The sequence below is a fragment of the Streptomyces sp. R21 genome (genome assembly GCF_041051975.1).
GTDB lineage: Bacteria > Actinomycetota > Actinomycetes > Streptomycetales > Streptomycetaceae > Streptomyces.
Genome location: NZ_CP163435.1, coordinates 6,018,017 through 6,034,578, shown reverse-complemented (window position 1 = coordinate 6,034,578; position 16,562 = coordinate 6,018,017). Strand labels below are relative to the sequence as shown.

At 70.3% G+C, this 16,562-nt stretch carries 12 protein-coding genes; 9 read left to right on the top strand and 3 right to left on the bottom strand.

Annotated elements, in window-relative coordinates:
- Positions 1-261: 261 nt before the first annotated feature.
- Entirely contained in the window at positions 262-525 is a 264-nt protein-coding gene (locus tag AB5J56_RS27055; protein ID WP_003975777.1) for a WhiB family transcriptional regulator, read from the bottom strand.
- 693 nt (positions 526-1,218) lie between these two features.
- Here AB5J56_RS27055 and AB5J56_RS27050 point away from each other — a divergent pair.
- The 4 genes from AB5J56_RS27050 (at position 1,219) to AB5J56_RS27035 (ending at position 5,494) form a co-directional block, all read left to right on the top strand.
- Entirely contained in the window at positions 1,219-1,713 is a 495-nt protein-coding gene (locus AB5J56_RS27050; protein WP_369235873.1) for a cysteine dioxygenase family protein, read from the top strand.
- A 58-nt stretch (positions 1,714-1,771) separates the two neighbouring features.
- Positions 1,772-2,731, top strand: a complete 960-nt coding sequence (gene cofD / locus AB5J56_RS27045; protein ID WP_369235871.1) for a 2-phospho-L-lactate transferase — start codon at positions 1,772-1,774, stop codon at positions 2,729-2,731.
- Complete coding sequence (locus tag AB5J56_RS27040) at positions 2,728-4,056, top strand: coenzyme F420-0:L-glutamate ligase (RefSeq protein WP_369235869.1); 1,329 nt, start codon at positions 2,728-2,730, stop codon at positions 4,054-4,056. The genes cofD and AB5J56_RS27040 overlap by 4 nt, the downstream gene beginning before the upstream one ends.
- A gap of 436 nt (positions 4,057-4,492) precedes the next feature.
- The gene (locus tag AB5J56_RS27035) at positions 4,493-5,494 is read left to right on the top strand and encodes a DNA-3-methyladenine glycosylase (RefSeq protein WP_369235867.1); all 1,002 of its coding nucleotides are present in this window, start codon (positions 4,493-4,495) and stop codon (positions 5,492-5,494) included.
- A 149-nt stretch (positions 5,495-5,643) separates the two neighbouring features.
- Here the strand turns inward: AB5J56_RS27035 and AB5J56_RS27030 are convergent, their stop codons facing one another.
- Both AB5J56_RS27030 and AB5J56_RS27025 read right to left on the bottom strand, forming a co-directional pair.
- Positions 5,644-6,726: a sugar phosphate nucleotidyltransferase gene (locus tag AB5J56_RS27030; protein ID WP_369235865.1), complete on the bottom strand. Its 1,083-nt coding sequence runs from the start codon at positions 6,724-6,726 to the stop codon at positions 5,644-5,646.
- 97 nt (positions 6,727-6,823) lie between these two features.
- Positions 6,824-8,212, bottom strand: a complete 1,389-nt coding sequence (locus AB5J56_RS27025) for a peptidoglycan recognition protein (RefSeq protein WP_369235863.1) — start codon at positions 8,210-8,212, stop codon at positions 6,824-6,826.
- A 151-nt stretch (positions 8,213-8,363) separates the two neighbouring features.
- Here AB5J56_RS27025 and AB5J56_RS27020 point away from each other — a divergent pair, with 151 nt between their 5' ends.
- The 5 genes from AB5J56_RS27020 to AB5J56_RS27000 all read left to right on the top strand — a co-directional run bounded on the left by AB5J56_RS27020 (position 8,364) and on the right by AB5J56_RS27000 (position 16,521).
- Positions 8,364-9,119 (top strand): TIGR03089 family protein, encoded by a 756-nt coding sequence (locus tag AB5J56_RS27020; RefSeq protein ID WP_369235861.1) that lies wholly within the window; start codon positions 8,364-8,366, stop codon positions 9,117-9,119.
- Positions 9,120-9,339: 220 nt separating this feature from the next.
- The gene (locus AB5J56_RS27015; protein WP_369235859.1) at positions 9,340-10,704 is read left to right on the top strand and encodes an LCP family protein; all 1,365 of its coding nucleotides are present in this window, start codon (positions 9,340-9,342) and stop codon (positions 10,702-10,704) included.
- Between the two features lie 246 nt (positions 10,705-10,950).
- Positions 10,951-12,693 (top strand): LCP family protein, encoded by a 1,743-nt coding sequence (locus tag AB5J56_RS27010; RefSeq protein WP_369235857.1) that lies wholly within the window; start codon positions 10,951-10,953, stop codon positions 12,691-12,693.
- Between the two features lie 297 nt (positions 12,694-12,990).
- Entirely contained in the window at positions 12,991-14,496 is a 1,506-nt protein-coding gene (locus AB5J56_RS27005) for an LCP family protein (RefSeq protein ID WP_369235855.1), read from the top strand.
- A 339-nt stretch (positions 14,497-14,835) separates the two neighbouring features.
- Positions 14,836-16,521 (top strand): LCP family protein, encoded by a 1,686-nt coding sequence (locus tag AB5J56_RS27000; RefSeq protein WP_369235853.1) that lies wholly within the window; start codon positions 14,836-14,838, stop codon positions 16,519-16,521.
- Positions 16,522-16,562 lie beyond the last annotated feature (41 nt).

Sequence of the window (16,562 nt, the reverse complement as noted above, 5' to 3'; positions counted from 1 at the left end):
ACGTCTCGGACGAGGGCCCACACTAACGGCTGGCCAACTGAGCGGCCCGCCGCCTGTGGATAACCCACCCGCGACGGGCCGATCGTTACGTAAGGGTGTGTGCCGTTTGGTCGGCGGCACCCGGCGCGCGCATTCACGCGCGCGTACGGCTGTTTTCGGACGGCGGCCGCTTGACGCTCGCCTGTACGACGACTGCCCCCGAGGACCGAGGTCCGGGCCCGCCCCCGGGGGCGGGCGGTCCGAGGTCTGGACTCTCCGGTCTCAGACGGCCGCCTTCTTGAGGCGGCGGCGTTCGCGCTCGGACAGGCCGCCCCAGATGCCGAACCGCTCGTCGTTGGCGAGCGCGTATTCGAGGCATTCGGAACGGACTTCGCAGGCGAGGCAGACCTTCTTGGCCTCGCGGGTGGAGCCGCCCTTCTCGGGGAAGAAGGACTCGGGGTCGGTCTGGGCGCACAGCGCGCGCTCCTGCCAGCCGAGTTCCTCGTCCGCGTCGTCGACCAGCAGTTGCTGCACCAGCTCGGTCATGTGCGCCCCTCGTCTGTCTTTCGCGTCCCCGTGATGCTGCCGTTACCGATTTCGGCTGAACGACACGAGTGAAATTACAAGTGTGCCGATCCGGGCCAGTCAAGCCGAGATCTGCTATTGGGCCCCTTATTCACTCTGCGGAACCAAGGCTATGCGGAAAGTGTTCAAATCGGCATAAACCCTGACAGCCATCGGAGGGCCTGCCCCGGCCTCCGACCCGCTACAGGGAAGGACGCCCAGGAGTTCGATCTCGTTCCGACGCGAACATCGAAGCGAACCTGATCACATTCGGATCACGGGATCGCGATGAGGTTTGTGCGCCCGGTTGTGCGCCATGTGTCCGGGGCGGCTCCTGAACAAACCTTTCGCCTGCCAGATGAACCGGATGAGGTGAAACATCTCCCACATAGCGGACATCAAGTTGACAGTCGAGGTGTGAACCGATGTCCTTATGGGCATGCTCGCGAACTTGGCACTCACCTCGACCCGCACCGCCGGGTCCCACGGTGCTGCCCGCGCTCGCTGTTGCTGTTGCTGTCCCAGCTGTTGAGCCTTCCGCGCTCCGGCTGACGCCTCCGCCCCCACCGGGGCGAACCCTCCCGCCCGCACCAGGGCGCCCCCGCCGTCCGTGACCCGGGCGGCAAATGGTCCGCGACACCCCAGCACTCTTCACGCCGAGGAACCACCGCACCCATGAACAGCGACAGCGACCTCCAGATCGCCGGCGACATCCTCGAAGTACCGCACCTCCTCCAGCCGCCGCGCGAACACCCGGCCACCGTGGCCGACTTCGTCGGCCTGGCCCGCTCCATCGCCGCCGACCGCTCCCAGTGGGAGCACCTCGTCCAGTACGACGCCACCTCCCGCTGGTACCACCGGCTGCACACCGGCCCCGGCTACGAGGTGTGGCTGCTCTCCTGGGTGCCCGGGCAGGGCAGCGGGCTGCACGACCACGGCCGCTCCTCCGGCGTGCTCACCGTCCTGGACGGCGCGCTGACCGAACGCACCGAGCGCGGCACGCGCGCGTTGAGCGCCGGTGCGCAGCGGGTCTTCGCGCCGGGGTACGTCCACGAGGTCGTCAACGACTCCCTCGAACCGGCCGTCAGCCTGCACGTCTACTACCCGGGGCTGACCGAGATGCCGATGCATGCGGCGCAGTGCGCTGTGGCCGGGGTCGAGGCCGCCTGACGCCCGGGACTCGTAACCGACTGACGCGTTGTCGTACCCGCCTGCAAGACTTGTCCTCATGCGCATTGTGGTTCTGGCAGGCGGCATCGGTGGTGCCCGGTTCCTGCGTGGTCTTCAGCGGGCCGTGCCGGACGCGGACATCACGGTCATCGGCAACACCGGGGACGACATCCATCTCTTCGGGCTGAAGGTCTGCCCGGACCTCGACACGGTGATGTACACACTCGGCGGCGGCATCAACGAGGAGCAGGGCTGGGGACGGGCCGACGAGACGTTCCATCTCAAGGAGGAGCTCGCGGCGTACGGAGTGGGGCCCGAGTGGTTCGGGCTCGGCGACCGCGACTTCGCGACGCACATCGTGCGGACCCAGATGCTCGGCGCGGGCTACCCCCTCAGCGCCGTCACCGCGGCGCTGTGCGACCGGTGGAAGCCGGGCGTGCGGCTGATCCCCATGTCCGACGACCGTGTGGAGACGCATGTGGCCGTCGAGATCGACGGGGAGCGCAAGGCCGTCCACTTCCAGGAGTACTGGGTCAGACTGCGGGCCTCCGTCGACGCGCAGGCCGTGGTGCCGGTCGGCGCCGAGCAGGCCAAGCCCGCGCCCGGGGTGCTCGAAGCCATCGCCGAGGCGGACGTGATCCTCTTCCCGCCGTCCAATCCCGTCGTGTCCGTCGGCACGATCCTCGCCGTGCCCGGGATCCGCGAGGCGATCGCCGACGCGGGCGTCCCGGTGGTCGGTCTCTCCCCCATCGTCGGGGACGCGCCCGTGCGCGGGATGGCCGACAAGGTGCTCGCGGCGGTGGGCGTGGAGTCCACGGCCGCCGCCGTCGCCGAGCACTACGGCTCGGGGCTGCTGGACGGCTGGCTCGTCGACACGGTGGACGCGGGTGCCGTGGAGCGGGTGGAAGAGGCCGGCATCCGGTGCCGGGCCGTGCCTCTGATGATGTCCGACCTCGAGACCACCGCGGAGATGGCGCGTGAGGCGCTGGCGCTGGCGGAGGAGGTGCGGGCGCTTTGAGTGAAGGACGTAGCGGCGGCAGTGGGGAATCCGCGGGTTACCGAGTCTGGGCGTTGCCCGGGCTGCCCGAGGTCCGGCAGGGTGACGACCTTGCCAAGCTGATCGCCGTCGCCGAGCCCGGTCTCGTCGACGGGGACGTGCTGCTCGTCACCTCGAAGATCGTCTCCAAGGCGGAGGGGCGGGTCGTCGAGGCGACGGACCGGGAAGCGGCCATCGACGCCGAGACCGTGCGGGTCGTGGCGCGCCGCGGTGCCCTGCGGATCGTCGAGAACCGGCAGGGGCTCGTGATGGCCGCCGCCGGGGTCGACGCCTCCAACACCCCTGCCGGGACCGTGCTGCTGCTGCCCGAGGACCCCGACGCGTCGGCCCGGGCGATCCGGGACGGCCTGCGCGACGCCCTCGGTGTGGACGTGGGCGTCGTCGTCACCGACACCTTCGGGCGGCCCTGGCGGACCGGACTCACCGATGTCGCCATCGGCGCCGCGGGCGTGCGGGTCCTCGACGACCTGCGCGGGGGCACCGACGCGCACGGCAATCCGCTGAGCGCGACCGTCGTCGCCATCGCCGACGAACTCGCCGCCGCCGGCGACCTGGTCAAGGGCAAGGCCGCCGGGCTGCCCGTCGCCGTCGTACGGGGGCTGCCCCATGTGGTGGCCGAGGACGACGGCGAGGGGACGCGGGCGATGGTGCGGGGTGCGCACGACGACATGTTCCGGCTCGGCACGTCGGAGGCGGTACGGGAAGCGGTGACCCAGCGGCGTACCGTCCGGGCGTTCACGGATGAACCCGTCGACCCGGGTGCCGTCCGGCGGGCGGTCGCCGCGGCCGTCACCGCGCCCGCGCCGCACCACACCACGCCGTGGCGGTTCGTGCTGCTGGAGTCGGCGCAGTCGCGCACCCGGCTGCTCGACGCCATGCGCGAGGCGTGGATCGCGGATCTGCGGCGCGACGGGAAGAGCGAGGAGTCCATCGCCAAGCGCGTGCGGCGCGGTGATCTGCTGCGCAGGGCGCCGTATCTGGTCGTGCCGTGTCTGGTGATGGACGGCTCCCATGCGTACGGGGACGCGCGGCGTGACGGAGCCGAGCGGGAGATGTTCGTGGTCGCCGCCGGTGCGGGCGTGCAGAACTTCCTGGTCGCCCTTGCCGGGGAGCGGCTGGGCTCCGCGTGGGTGTCGTCGACGATGTTCTGCCGGGATGTCGTACGGGATGTGCTGGAGCTGCCGGAGGGGTGGGATCCGATGGGGGCTGTGGCTGTGGGGCACGCGGCGGAGGAGCCTCGGGCTCGGGCGGAGCGGGATGCGGCGGAGTTTGTTGCGGTGCGGTGATCTGGCGGGGGCGCCTTTCGCGGTGCGGTGTCTGGCGGGGGCGCCTTTCACGGTGCGGTGATCTGGCGAGGCGCCCTTCGCGGTGCGGTGATCTGGCGAGGCGCCCTTCGCGGTGCGGTGATCTGGCGAGGCGCCCTTCGCGGTGCGGCCGGTGCCGGTGGGGGGTCGGGGCCGTGCCGGTGCATCCGCCCGTCGCGTACGTGGTCACTTCTGTATCCCGGGATGGCTTGAGTTGCGTGTGACCACGTACGCGACGGGCATTTGATGTACCGGCACGGCCCCTTCCGCCGAAGGGCGACTGCGGGCCGTCGTCGGTGCGGGTGCGTGGAGCCCCCGCCTCCGGCTCGGGTGAGGTGGGCTGAGTCGGGCGTGCCGGGTGGGGGGAGCGCCTACCCTCGTAGGGCATCCCTTTTCGAGTGTCCCTGGGGTCTTTCTCTTGGCTGGACGATTTGCTCCGCGGCCTACGCGTACGACTGTGCGTGGGGGGCATGTCGGTGTGCCCTCGGGGGTGCCTCGGCCTGCTCCTGCGCCTGGGAGTCGGCGTACGTGGACGTCCGACGGGCCTCTCGATCTTGGGCTGGTGCTCGGGCCGCTGCGGCGGGGGCCGGGGGATCCGACCTTTCGTACGACGCCGGACGGGTCCGTGTGGCGGGCCAGCCGGACGCCCGCCGGGCCCGGGACGCTGCGGGTCGCGCTGCGCGGCGGGGTGGCTCACGGTGAGGCGTGGGGGCCCGGGGCCGGGTGGCTGTTGGAGCAACTGCCCGAGATGCTCGGCTCGTTGGACGATCCCTCCGCGTTCGAGCCGCGACACCGGATCGTGGCGGCGGCGCGTCATCGGCGGCCCGGGCTGCGGCTGACCCGTACCGGGCTGGTGCTGGAGGCGCTGATTCCCTCCGTGCTGGAGCAGAAGGTCACCACCGACGAGGCGTACCGGGCGTGGCGGTTGCTCGTACGGAAGTTCGGGGAGCCGGCGCCGGGGCCCGCGCCCGAGCGGATGTACGTGATGCCCGCGCCGCGGACCTGGGCGCTGATCCCGTCCTGGGAGTGGCACCGGGCCGGGGTCGACAACAAGCGGGCCTCGACGATTCTGCGGGCCGTGCGGGTCGCGGCGCGGCTGGAGGAAGCCGTGCGGTTCTCGCCCGAGGCGGCGCAGCAGCGGCTTGAGCTGGTGTCGGGGGTGGGGCCGTGGACCTCGGCGGAGGTTGTGCAGCGGAGTCATGGGGCGGCGGATTCGGTGACGGTCGGGGACCTGCACCTTCCCGGGATCGTGGGGTATGCCCTGGCGGGCGACCGGGACGCGGATGACTCCGTCATGTTGTCGCTGCTTGCGCCCTATGCGGGGCAGCGGCATCGGGCTGCGCGGTTGATCTTGTTGTCCGGGCGTACTCCTGCTCGGCGGGCGCCGCGGATGCCCCGGGGGGACATCGGGAAGTTGTGACCCCGGCAGGCCCGGGGTGGGGCGGGGGGCCTGTGGTTTTCGCCCCCTCCGCCCCTGCCCTTCCCGTGGATATGGGGGCTGCGCCCCCTTGCCCCTGCCTTTCGGCCTGGACGGCCTCGTCCTCAAACGCCGGACGGGCTAGAACACCTTCACTGGTCCGATGAGAAGCGGATCGCTCCCGCGGGGATCCTCGCGTCGCACCAGATGCGTACGCCCTCTCGGAGTTCGTTGTCGGGGCCGATGATCGCGCCGTCGCCGATGACCGTGCCGGAGACCAGGGTGCGTTCGCCGATGTGGGCGTGGGCGCCGATGAGGGAGTCGGTGATGACGGCGCCGGGTTGGACCACGGCGCCGGTCAGGAGGGTGCTGCCGGTGATGCGGGCGCCCTCGCCGACATGGGCGCCGTCGCCGACGACCGTGCCGCCGGTCAGCTTGGCGTCCGGGGCGACGGAGGCGGTGGGCAGGACCAGGCGGTCGCCGCAGCGGCCCGGGACGGCCGGGGAGGGAACGCGGCCGAGGACGAGGTCGGCGGAGCCGCGTACGAAGGCCTGGGGGGTGCCCAGGTCCAGCCAGTAGGTGGAGTCGACCATGCCCTGGAGGTGGGCTCCGGTGGCGAGGAGGTCCGGGAACGTCTCGCGTTCCACCGAGACCGGGCGGCCCGCCGGGATCGTGTCGATGACCGAGCGGCGGAAGACGTACGCCCCCGCGTTGATCTGGTCGGTGACGATCTCCTCGGGGGTCTGCGGCTTTTCGAGGAACGCCTGTACGCGGCCGGTCGCGTCCGTCGGCACCAGGCCGTACGCGCGCGGGTCCTCGACACGGGTGAGGTGGAGGGAGACGTCCGCGCGGGTGGAGCGGTGCGTGGCGACCAGCGCCGGGATGTCCAGACCGGTCAGGATGTCGCCGTTGAAGATCAGGACCGGGTCGTCGGGGCCGGAGTGCAGCCGCTCGGCCACGTTGCGGATGGCGCCGCCCGTGCCGAGGGGCTCCTCCTCGGTGACGTACTCCAGGTGGAGGCCCAGCGCCGAACCGTCGCCGAAGTAGGGCTCGAAGACCTCGGCCAGGTAGGAGGTCGCCAGGACGATGTGCTCGACGCCCGCCGCCCTCGCGCGCGCCAGCTGGTGCGTGAGGAAGGGGACACCCGCCGCCGGGACCATCGGCTTGGGGGTGTTCATCGTGAGCGGACGCAGCCGGGTGCCTCTGCCGCCGACCAGGAGGATCGCTTCTGTCACCTGTCGTCTCTGCTTCCTGCTGGGGCCCGCCGAACCATGTACGGCGGGCCAGTGTATGCAGACCGTTCGATGGCGCATTCGACGGCCGCACCAGCAGCTATCTCCCCTGGTAGCGGGCCGCCGTGCGCCGGGCCGAGCCGAGCTTGCCGTACAGGAGCCGCCCTGGGCACTCTGTGGCGAACCCGTCCCGATGTCCGGAGATCACATTGAGTCGTACGTTCTTTCCCTTTCGGTAGAGATTGCCACCGCCGGACTTCAGGTATGTCTTGCCGCGCGGATTCGCACCGTAGAGGCCGAGCTTCCATGCGGTGAGCCGGGCGATGGCCTTGAGCGCGGCGCTGGTCGGCTTGGTGGCTCCGTAGCTGCCGAGGACGGCGATCCCCATGCTGTTGGTGTTGAAACCGAGGGTGTGGGCACCCATCACGGGCTTCGCCACACCGCCCGCACGGCCCTCGTAGATGTTTCCGCACTTGTCGACGAGGAAGTTGTAGCCGATGTCACGCCAGCCGCTGCTCTCGACGTGGTAGCGGTAGATACTGCGGATGACTGAAGGGGCTTGTGAGCAGCGGTACTTGTTGCCCGAAGCCGTGTGGTGCACGAAGGCCGCCTTGACCTTCTTCGTGTAGACGAAGCCGCGCTCGCGGAGGTTCTCGTCGGCGCCCCAGCCGCGGCGCGTGATGATGCGCGGGCGCGGTCCGATGTACGGCTGCGCGCGCTGCCGGCTCCCCTGGGCCGCCAGCAGTTCCTGGGTGGCCGGGTCCCGCTCGGTCTGCTGCTTGGTGAGCGCCGGGATCTCGGTGGCGCCGAGGGGGGCGAGACCGGCGTTGGCGGCAGCGGCATCCACCGGCTCCGTGTTGAGTGCGTCGGCCGCCGCGGCTTCCACCACGGATGTGCCGCCCGTCGGCTCCGCCCGGCGGGTGCCCGCGCGCGGGGGGTCCGCGCCGGGGTCCACGAGTTCGAGGTGCAGGCCCCTGGGGAGCGGGGAGTCGGCGGTTGCCCCGGCCCGTTCGTCGCCCTCCGCCAGCTCCGCCTGGACCCGCACCTCCACGCCGTCCGAGGCGCCCACCCACAGCGGTGCGGTGGCTCCGCGGACATGGCCCGAGGCACGCTCGGCGCTGTCGAGGTCGGCCGCGTCGTCGGAGTAGTGCGTCTCGACGTCCTGCCAGCCGGACCAGTGGGTGGTTCCGGCGTCGCGGGTACGGACCTGGACGTGGCCGTGCAGTTCGCTGTTCGGGTTGTCCCAGACGACGCCGACCAGCGAGAACGACCGTACGTCCCGTCTGGGGAGCCCCTGTTCGGACGCGGCGGGACCGAGCGAGCGGGTACCGGCGAGCGGGACGAGCGGCAGGGACTGGGTGCTGCCGGGGACGGCGGGCTCGGCGGTCACCGCCGGGGCTCGGGCCTGTGCCGGGTCGGGCAGGGCCAGGGGAAGGGCGAGTGCGGCCGCGCAGGTGACGCCGACCGAGCTGGCAAGGAATCTACGCATGCTCCTGATCTTGGACATAGTCATACATATCTGTCCATCGGGGAATTGACGGACCGTCGGCTGCGCTCGTCCGAACCGGTGGCCCTGCGGGACCCGCCCGTTGGCCCGACCGGGCGGCCCCCGCCCCCCGTTCCCGCGTACGCTTGCCCGCGTGAACGCCACCGACCGCACCCCTGCCGACCTGCTGCGATCCGCGCTCGCCGCGGACCCCGCGCGCCCCTTGGTGACCTTCTACGACGACGCCACCGGCGAACGTGTCGAATTGTCCGTGGCCACCTTCGCCAATTGGGTGGCCAAGACCGCCAACCTCCTCCAGGGCGAGCTGTCCGCCGAGCCCGGCGACCGGGTCGCGCTGCTGCTGCCCGCGCACTGGCAGACGGCGGTGTGGCTGATGGCGTGCGCGTCCGTGGGAGTCGTCGCCGACGTCGGGGGTGATCCGGCCGCCGCCGACCTCGTCGTCAGCGGTCCCGACACGCTGGACGCGGCGCGCGCCTGCTCCGGCGAGCGGATCGCACTGGCGCTACGGCCGCTCGGCGGGCGTTTCCCGCAGCCGCCGGCCGGGTTCGCCGACTACGCCGTCGAGGTGCCGAGCCAGGGGGACCGCTTCCAGGCGTACGCGCCCGTGGACCCGGAGGCGCCCGCGCTGGTCGTCGCCGGGGGCGAGTACACGGGCGCCGAGGTCGTCGAGCGGGCCAGGGCGGACGCACCCGGGCTCGACCTCACGGGGCCCGGGTCACGGCTCCTCTCCGGGTTGTCGTACGACACATGGGAGGGGCTCAGCGCCGGGCTGTACTCGCCGCTCGCTGCCGGGGGGTCCGTGGTGCTGTGCCGTCATCTTGAGCAGGTGGGCGAGGACGCACTTGCCAAGCGGATCGAGAGTGAGCGGGTGACGGCTACTCGCCGTTAGGGGAAACCGGTCGCCCTAGGGCGGTCGCTTCAGGGAACCGGTCGCCGCAGGGGAACCGGTTACCTTAGGCCGGTCCCCTGGGGGAACCGGTTGCCGTCAAGGCAACCAGTCCGCGCCACCCGTTCGGCCCAGCACCAGCCGCGCCCCGCCCCGCCCCACGCCATCGTCGTAAGAGCACGCAGGACGACACGCTCGTACGCCATGAGGGGTGGACCGATCCGTGACCGACACCGCAGGCGCGCCCTCCGGAGCGTCCCCGACCGGCGCCGGGGTCATACGACGGCGGCGGCGCCGGCTGCGGTACACCGCGATCGGGGTCGTCGCGCTGGTGGTCGGGGTCGCGGGGGCCGGCTGGGCCGCGTACGAGAAGCTGGACGCGAACATCACGCCGGACAACGCGGCGGCCGCCGAGCTCGCCCGGTACGAGAAGGAGCGGCCCACCTCGCTGGTGCGTGACGCGCAGAACATCCTGCTGATCGGGTCGGACTCGCGGTCGGGGGACGAGAACCGCAAGTACGGCCGCGACTCCGGCACCGAGCGCTCCGACACCACGATCCTGCTGCACCTGTCCGCCGACCGGCGCAGCGCCACCGCCGTCTCGCTGCCCCGCGACCTGATGGTGAACGTGCCCGACTGCCGCCGTCCGGACGGCAGCCGCACCGAGCCGATGTTCGCGATGTTCAACTACGCCTTCGAGTTCGGCGGTTCGGCCTGCACGATCCGGACCGTCGAGAAGCTCACGAACATCCGTATCGACCACCACATGGTCGTGGACTTCAACGGCTTCAAGGACATGGTCGACGCGGTCGACGGTGTCGAGGTGTGCCTGAAGGAACCGGTGAACGACAAGGCCGCCAAGCTGCGGCTGCCCGCGGGCAAGGTGACGCTCGACGGCGAGCAGGCGCTCGGTTACGTACGCGCCCGCAAGACCCTCGGCGACGGCAGCGACACCGACCGCATGGACCGCCAGCAGCGCTTCCTCGGCGCGCTCGTCAACAAGGTGCAGAGCAACGACGTCCTGCTGAATCCCGTGAAGCTCTATCCGGTGCTGGACGCGGCCACTTCGTCCCTCACCACGGACCCGGAACTGGCGAGCCTGCGCGGGCTTTACCAACTCGTCCGCGGCCTGCGCCACATCCCCACGGAACATGTGCAATTCCTGACCGTGCCCCGGACGCCGTACGTCTACAACGCCAATCGCGACCAGCTCGTGGAGCCCGCGGCGAAGGAACTCTTCGCCCGGCTGCGCGCGGACACGGCCGTCGAGGTCGCGAAGGAACTTCCGGAGGATTCCGCCGCGAGGACCCGCACGACGGAGAGCTCGACCGGGAACCGGACCGAGAACAGAACCGGGGACACGACTGGGAACGCGACCGGCAACGCGACCGGGAACACCGGGGAGAGCACGGCGGAGAACTCGTACGGGGGTGATGACGAAGACTCGTACGAATCGTCGTACGACTACGAAGAGGAGTCGTACGAGGACGGAAAGTCGGCAGGAAAGCGGTTCGGTTCGCGTGCCGGTACTCCCGATCCGGCACCCACTTTCCGCGGGAACACGGCCGCCGAGGACACCTGCGGGTAAAGCGCACACCAAGCCGGGGAACGCCAGAGCTAAGAAGTCTCTGAGAAATAGGGCGGATTGCCCAGTTGTAGGGACGTGGAATTTGTCACCGCCGTCGCTTGGCGCTGAACTGGGCGGATAGTGTGAGCGATCCGGTGCACCCGACCACGAGGCCCGTCCTGGGGTCGCGCACTGCTGGACCGACTGACCGAGCGCCTTCTGAGGGGGAAAGGCGCCGCGTGGCCCCGACGGAGGACTTAAACAACCGTGGACGCGCAAGGCCGTGGGCGGGCGGACGATATCGACCCCGCAGACCAGTGGGTACTCAACCCCGACACCGGTGACTACGAACTGCGACTACAGCCTTCCGCTGCGCAGTCGGGAGTTCCCGGCCCCCGTAGATCCGCCCGTCGTGCGGCCCCCGCTGCCGCGGGTGGGCGCACCGCGCCGGGCCGGGGGTCGCGCCAGGCTCCCGGCGCCGTTCCCGACACCGAGGTGCCGGGGCCGCGCAGACGCCGTGGCGCGCCGGCCGAGCCGCCTCCCGGGCGGCGGCGGGGGCGGACGAAGCCCAAGAAGTCGCGGACGAAGAAAATACTGCTGTGGACCGGCGGCAGCATGGCCTTCGTGCTCGTCGCGGTCTCCGCGGCGGCCTACGCCTACCTCAAGCACCTCGAGGGCAACGTCACGACGACGGACGTCGGTGACGCGGCCAAGAGCTACTTCAGCAAGGACGAGGCCTTCAACCTGCTGATCATCGGCACGGACAAGCGCACCGGCTCGGGCAACGAGGGCTACGGCGACAAGAACAGCGTCGGCCACGCCGACACCAACATCCTGCTGCACGTCTCCAAGGACCGTACGAACGCGACCGCGTTGAGCATCCCGCGCGACCTGATCGTGAACGTCCCGGACTGCGACACGATTCAGGACGACGGCAGCACCAAGACCATCACGGGCACGGACAACGTGCGCTTCAACACCAGCCTCGGCCAGGAAAACCGGGACCCGGGCTGCACCATGCGCACGGTCAAGGCGGTCACCGGCATCGAGCCGGACCACTTCGCGATGGTCGACTTCAACGCGGTCAAGACGCTGACCTCGGCGGTGGGCGGTGTCGAGGTCTGTCTCGCCAAGGACGTCAACGACCCCGACTCGCATCTCAAGCTCTCCGCCGGGAAGCACAACATCGAGGGTGAGCAGGCACTCGCCTTCGTCCGCACCCGGCACAGCTTCGGCAACCAGGGCGACCTCGACCGCATCAAGGTGCAGCAGCAGTTCATGGCCTCGCTGATGCGCAAGATGAGCTCCAGCAAGACCCTCACGAGCCCCACGAAGCTGCTGGACCTGGCCGAGGCGGCCACCAAGGCGCTCACCGTGGACAAGGGCATCGGCAAGGTCAGCACGCTCAAGGACATGGCCATGGAGCTGAAGAAGGTGCCGCCGAAGAACATCTCGTTCACGACGGTGCCGGTGGTCGACAACCCGGCCGAGAAGGTCCACGCGACGGTGGTGGTCGACAAGACGAGGGCCCCCGCACTCTTCTCAGCGATCAAGGACGACGTCTCGCTGACGACGGTCAAGCAGAAGGAGAAGAAGGAGAAGGCCGCGGTCGCCGCCCGCCTCAAGGGCTCGCGCTCCGCCGCCTCCGACATCCGGGTCGACATCTACAACGGCGGCGCCGAGGCCGGCTCCGCACAGGAGACGCTGAACTGGCTCCAGAACGACGAGGGCGTGCTCAAGTCCAGTCAGTTGGGGAACGCGGACGCTGAGCTCGCCAAGACGACCCTCGAATACGCTCCCGACCAGGCTGATCAGGCGCGCAAGTTGGCGGACCTCATGGGGCTGTCCGCTTCGGCGATGAAGCCCGGCAAGAGCGAGAAGAACGCACAGGGGCTGCCGGCGATCGTGCTGACCCTGGGCAAGGACTTCAAGGGCGCCGGGGTCTCGATGACCTCGAAGGCGCCGGAGGTCGACAAGTCCACGGCGGACAAAACGGTGTGCGCCAAGTGAGCTGACGGGTGCGTCCCCGCGTCGTACGAAGTCGTACGCCTGCGGGGACGCACCCGTGTGCTGTGTGGTGCCAGGGGTGGGGAGAACAGCGGGATGGCGCAGAGTGGTGTGCGCGGGGAGCGCACGCGGCGGGGCGTACGGCGGGGCGGCGGACCGGGGAGGGGAAACGGTTCACCGGCGGGTACGGCTTCGGCAGCGGCCTCCGACGGGGGTGGCGGTGACGGCCTGGGCGGTTCCGGAGCCGGTCACCGGCGCGGCAGACAGCGGCCCGGTCGGCGCAGACCCGGCAGGCACCGCATGCTCCGCGGGATCGCGATATCCCTGGCCGTCCTGATCCTCGGGACGGCCGGCGCCGGATATCTCTACTACCTCCATCTGAACGGCAACATCAAGAAGGGCCAGCGCAACAGCGGTGAGTCCGGGGTCAAGAAGGCGGACGCCAACGCGGACGGGCAGACCCCGCTGAACATCCTGCTGATCGGTTCCGACAGCCGTAACTCGGCGGCGAACCTGAAGCTCGGCGGCCACAAGGAGAGCGTCGGCAGCAAGCCGCTGGCCGATGTCCAGATGCTGATCCATCTGTCCGCGGACCGGAAGAGCGCCTCCGTGGTGAGCATTCCGCGCGACACCCGGGTCGACATCCCGAAGTGCACCGACCCCGATACCGGGGAGAAGTACCCCGCCAAGAACACCGTCATCAACGAGTCCCTGGGCCGTGGCGGTCCGGGCTGCACGCTGGCCACCTGGCAGAACCTGACCGGCGTGTACATCGACCACTGGATGATGATCGACTTCGCCGGTGTCGTGAAGATGGCGGACGCGGTCGGCGGCGTCGACGTCTGTGTGAAGCAGAACGTGTGGGACCGGCCGCTGCCCAGGGTCTCCGGCGGTTCCGGCCTGAAGATGAAGGCCGGCACGAGGAAGGTCAAGGGCGAGCAGGCCCTGCAGTGGCTGCGCACCCGGCACGCCTTCTACAGCGACCTGGGCCGCGCCAAGGCGCAGCACATGTACATGAACTCGATGATCCGCACGCTGAAGAGCCAGAACGGCTTCACCGACGTCGGCCGTCTGACGGATCTCGCCGAGGCGGCGACCAAGTCCCTCAAGGTCTCCGAGGAGATCGGGACGGTCAAGAAGTTGTACGACCTCGGTGCACAGCTCAAGACCGTGCCGACCAGCCGGTTCACCATGACCACCATGCCCACGGTCCAGGACCCGCTGGACGACGACCACCTGGTCGCCGCGCCCGCGGACGCGGACAAGGTGTGGGCGATGGTCCGCGACGACGTGTCGTTCGACAAGGGCGGCAAGGACGGCAAGAGCGGCAGCGCGTCCGGCTCGCCCGGTCCCACGGCGACCGCCACCGGTCCCGCGGCCACGCCGGCCGGGACGCTGGCGGTCACCGTGGTCAACGGCACCGGCGGCGAGGGCGTGGCGGCGGTCGGGCAGCGGGCCACGGCCGTCGCGGGCGTCCTGCAGGGCAAGGGGTTCACCCGGGCCTTGGCCAGTGCGACGCCGGATCCGCAGACGCGGACCCTGGTGACGTACGCGAAGAGCTCGGGTGCCCAGGGGAAGGCCGACGCCCTCTCCGTGGCGGCCGCGCTGGGGGTGCCGAGCGGTCAGGTGCGCGCCTCGGCCGACGTCACCGCACTCACGCTGACTGTCGGTGCGGACTGGCGCAGCGGTGCCGCCTATCCGAAGCAGTCGGCGCCGAAGGCCGGTGACCTGCCCGAGAGTGCGGACGCGGTGCACGGAGCGGACACCGGGGACTGCATGGACGTGTACAAGCCCTACCGGTTCTGAGGCCGGGTTCCCTCCGCACAGGGAATTCTTACCTCGCTGCAGAATGATGAGCCGCGTTCAGGTCCGGCCGGCTCCGAAACTCCGGCGAAACACGCGTCGAAGCACCCTCAAGTACGCTCCCGTCCAGGCCGCTCCGGCGCTCGGGTGGGGGGCGAGGGGCCGTGACAGCCAAATCGGTGTGCGTCGGTTGATGACCTGACGGGCCCGTCGTGCGTCTAACACCACAGGAGTGTCCGGGAGACGGACGCGACAGGACGTGACGGACGCAGGGGCGCAGCACAGGGACACAGAGCGCGGGACGGGCCCGATCGGCGGGCGCAGGGTGGGGAGGGCAGGGAAATGGCGCAGAGCAGTGTGCGTGGGGAGGGAACGCGACCACGCGCCGGGCAGGCCGGCGAAGCGGACTGGGACGAGGACCGGTACGACGGGCAGGGGGGCCCGGCGGACGGTGACGGCGACGGTCCGTCGGCACAGCCGCGTGGGCACGGCCGGCACGGCGGAGGCGGCGGGCGCCGGCGCGGGGGCGGGGGGCGCCCACGTCGCAGACGTCGCATCCTGCGCTGGTCGGCGATGGTTCTGGCGGTCCTGATACTCGGCACCGCAGGTGCCGGCTATCTCTACTACCAGCACCTGAACGCCAACATAAAGAAGGACAAGCTGAACATCGGGGACGAGAAGGACAGGGCCGCCGAGTCCAAGGCGAACGCGGCCGGTCAGACCCCGTTGAACATCCTGCTGATCGGTTCGGACGCCCGGGACACCAAGGAGAACCAGAAGCTCGGCGGCGCCAAGGAAACCTTCGGCGGGGTCCCCCTGGCCGACGTCCAGATGCTGCTGCACGTCTCCGCCGACCGCACCAACATGTCGGTGGTCAGCATGCCGCGCGACACGCTGCTGCAGATCCCCAAGTGCACGGACCCGGACAACGGGAAGGTGTACGCGGCGACCGTCGGCAGGGTGATGACCAACCAGTCGCTCGGCCGCGGCGGCCCCGGCTGCACGGTGGCCACCTGGGAGAAGCTCACCGACATCCACATCGACCACTTCATGAAGATCGACTTCTCGGGTGTGGTGTCGATGGCGGACGCGATCGGCGGCGTCCCGGTCTGCGTGGACGCCAACATCTACTCCAAGGACAGCCGCGGGCACGGCTCCGGGCTGAAGCTGAAGAAGGGCACCACCTACGTCAAGGGCAAGCAGGCCCTGCAGTGGCTGCGGACCCGCTACGGCTTCGAGGACGGCACCGACATCGCGCGGGCCAAGGCACAGCACCAGTACATGAACGCGATGGTCCGCCAGCTGCGCGAGAACGCGACGCTGAGCAACCCGGGCAAGCTGCGGGCGCTCGCCGAGACGGCCACCAACGCGCTCACCGTCGACGAGGACCTGGGCACGGTGGCGAAGCTCTACGACCTCAGCAAGGAGCTGCGCAAGGTGCCCACAAAGGGCATCACGATGACGACGATGCCGTTCCGGTACGTCGGCGCGCGCGTGGCGCCCACCGACGACGCCACGAAGCTGTTCCGGCTCGTCCGCGAGGACATCCCGCTCGACGGTACGAGCAAAAAGAAGAAAAGCACCGCGGAGAAGGCCTCCTCGGACCCGGCCGCGGCGGACGACAAGATCGGCGTGCTCGTGCAGAACGGCACGCGGACGACCGCGCTCGGCCCGGTCTCCGGGCGCGCGGGCACGGTGCGCGACCTGCTCGTCGGGAAGGGCTTCGCGCAGGCGACCGCCGACCCGACGACGGCCACCGCCGAGGAGAAGACCGTCATCCGCTACCCGAGCGCCGACCTTGAGGGCGACGCCCAGAAGGTCGCCAAGTCCCTCGGGATCCCGTTCGGTTCGGTGAAGAAGTCGACGGACGTCTCGGGTGTCACGCTCGTCGTCGGTGCCGACTGGCGCACGGGGACGGCCTACAAGGCCACGGCGGAGGACGACTCGATCCCGGACACGGCCGAGGCCCTCAACGGCGCCAAGACCGACGCCTGCATGAAGGTGAACCCCGGCTTCACCTGGTCGTAAAGCGGTTGGGCGCAAAGGCGGTTGGGCCCCTCTCCTTGCCG

Bases quoted from the DNA above. Each gene is read 5' to 3' on its own strand.
- AB5J56_RS27055 (WP_003975777.1), bottom strand. From the start codon at position 525: ATGACCGAGCTGGTGCAGCAACTGCTGGTCGACGACGCGGACGAGGAA.
- AB5J56_RS27050 (WP_369235873.1), top strand. From the start codon at position 1,219: ATGAACAGCGACAGCGACCTCCAGATCGCCGGCGACATCCTCGAAGTA.
- cofD (WP_369235871.1), top strand. From the start codon at position 1,772: ATGCGCATTGTGGTTCTGGCAGGCGGCATCGGTGGTGCCCGGTTCCTG.
- AB5J56_RS27025 (WP_369235863.1), bottom strand. From the start codon at position 8,212: ATGCGTAGATTCCTTGCCAGCTCGGTCGGCGTCACCTGCGCGGCCGCA.
- AB5J56_RS27005 (WP_369235855.1), top strand. From the start codon at position 12,991: ATGCTCCGCGGGATCGCGATATCCCTGGCCGTCCTGATCCTCGGGACG.
- AB5J56_RS27000 (WP_369235853.1), top strand. From the start codon at position 14,836: ATGGCGCAGAGCAGTGTGCGTGGGGAGGGAACGCGACCACGCGCCGGG.